This is a genomic window from Bradyrhizobium sp. P2_E8 (genome assembly GCF_056403875.1).
Genome location: NZ_JBFUES010001087.1, coordinates 1 through 2,326 on the forward strand (window position 1 = coordinate 1; position 2,326 = coordinate 2,326).

The 2,326-nt window shown below is 68.7% G+C and carries 2 protein-coding genes; both read right to left on the bottom strand.

Annotated elements, in window-relative coordinates; all coding sequences use genetic code 11:
* On the bottom strand, positions 1-1,269 hold a 1,269-nt coding region (locus AC1D00_RS36995; RefSeq protein WP_477014068.1), incomplete at its 3' end, for a caspase family protein.
* Between the two features lie 145 nt (positions 1,270-1,414).
* A partial coding sequence (locus tag AC1D00_RS37000; protein ID WP_477014069.1) for a LysR family transcriptional regulator occupies positions 1,415-2,326 on the bottom strand: 912 nt, incomplete at its 5' end.

A 2,326-nucleotide genomic window follows, 5' to 3' on the forward strand; every position in this document is an offset into this window, starting at 1 on the left:
CTTCTTGATCACAGGCGCCACGGCCGGGTTGACCGGGCTAGCCGGAGGCGTGGGCGTCGAGCACGGGCAGGTCGGGGCCATCGCGACGGCGACCGGGACGGGCGTGGCTGCGACCGTCGCGGGCAGGACGTAGTTGCGGTTCTGCACGCGGAGCAGCAGCCTGCGCGCGGTTGCGGCGAGGTCGCTGTTGTCCCAGTTCGCGAGGTAGGCCTCGAACGARGCGCGGGTGTTGATCGCGACCGCGCGCTCCCAGGCCAGCATCTGGCGCCGGCGCTCCAGCACCGTGCGCAGGCGCGGCGTGCGGGCGTCCTGCGTGTACAGCTCGATATAGGCCTGATACGCCTCGGCGGTGTCGTCGGCGATCACGAGCTCATAGGCGACCTTCGCCTCCCTGCCCTGCAAATCCTTGCGCCAGTCCGCGACACTGCGCGTGCCGCCGGCGAGCGCCATGGCGGATGCGCCGGGAAGGGCGGGCTGCTGGCTGCTACTCTCGCCGCCGAAGAACTTGAAGTCGGTCGTCAGCGACGAGCTTTCCCACGGGATCTGCCGTCCGTCGGTCGACTGCGCCACGGCGATGCGGATGCGCTTGAACACTTCCTCGATCGGCAGGTTCGGTTGCTTTGCGACCGAGAGCGCCGCGGTGGTGTAGGGGCTGTCGATGCCGGAGCCGTCCTCGGCCTCGGCGCCGGGCGAGGTCGAATAGGAAATGAACGAGCCGGGCGCGCCGGCCTTGGTGTCGACGATCGCAAGCCCGTGTCCGGCGCCGCTCAGCGCTGGGAAGGGGTTGTTGCGGCAGGCATCGAGCATGAAGATGCGCGCCCGCGTCGGCAGCGCGCCGAGCGTGTTGAGCAGATCGTTCAGCCGCACGCCCTGGAGCGGAATGTCGGCCTCGCGCTTGGGATCGAGATCGACCGGCACCAGATAGTTCTCGCCGTCGATCTGAAGGCCGTGGCCGGCATAGAACACCAGCGCGACGGTGTCGGCGCCGCTGGCGCTGACCTTGCCGGCGAAATCCGAGATCGCGGTGCGCATCTCGTTCTGCCCGAGATTGGCCGCCGCGGTGACGGTGAAGCCAGCATTGCCGAGCAGCTCCGTCATGCCCTTGGCGTCGTTGGCGGCGTTGGGCAGCTCCGGCACCGTGCGATAGGCGGATTGGCCGATCACGAGGGCGAGCCGCGTTTCGGCTGCGGCCTCCGTCGGCGTCATCAGCTGCGTGAGTGCAAGAAGGCTGGAAGCAAGGAACAAATGACTGAGGATTGGACGGCGCATGGTGTCACCTCCATCGGCAATGGGCGCGATGATGTCACCGTTTCTAGTCGTCCGCCATGACCCTGTCTGTGCACTGGATCACGTTGCGAGCTGCGGCAAAATGGGCAGCGGAGCTGGCGTGTCAGGCCGTGTGCCGTCAGAACAGTCAGCGGTCCCAGGGCGGGTCAGGCGCAAAATGCCCGGCGAGAAAGTCGATGAAGGCGCGCACCTTGGCCGGCGGACGGCGGTCGGGCAGGTAGACCGCATGCACGGCCGAGGTCTGGATCTCCGGCTGGTCGAGCGGAAGCGCCAGAAGCGTGCCGGCGCGAAGGTCGTCGGCGATGATGAAGGTTGGCTGTCGCGCCAGGCCGAGGCCCGCCAATGTTGCCGCGCGCAGCGCATCGCCATTGTTGGCGCGCAGGGTGCCGCTGACCTGGACGCGGATTTCGCCGTCGGCGCCGAACAGCCATTCCGCCGCGCTCGCCTGCTGCGAAAGCGTGTAGCCGAGGCAGTTATGCGCGGCGAGGTCCGCGACACAGCGCGGCGTGCCGTGTTTCGCCAGATAGGACGGCGCGGCGCAGACCACGAGGCGGTTCGGCGCGAGCTTTCGCGCCACCATGCTGGAGTCGCGCAGCTTGCCGATGCGGATCGCGAGGTCCCAGCCTTCCTCGGCGAGATCGACGAGGCGGTCGTTGAGGCCGAGCTCGACGGTGACCTCGGGATGGCGTTCCGAAAACTCGGCGATCGCCGGCGCGATCTGCCGCGTGCCGAACACGACGGGCACGTTGACCCGCAGCAGCCCGCGCGGCTCGACGCGCTCGCGTGCGACCGCGGCGTCGGCGGCCTCCATGTCGGCGAGGATGCGCTCGGAGGATTCCAGATAGCTCCGTCCGGCCTCGGTGATGGACAGCCGCCTCGTGGTCCGGTGGAACAGCTTTGTGCCGAGCCGGGCCTCGAGCGCGGCGACATGCTTGGTCACCATGGTCTGCGACAGGCCCATGGCCCGGGCCGCGCCCGACAGGCTGCCGATCGCCGCGACCTTGGCGAAGACTTCAAGGCTGGTCAGCCGGTCGAGCAT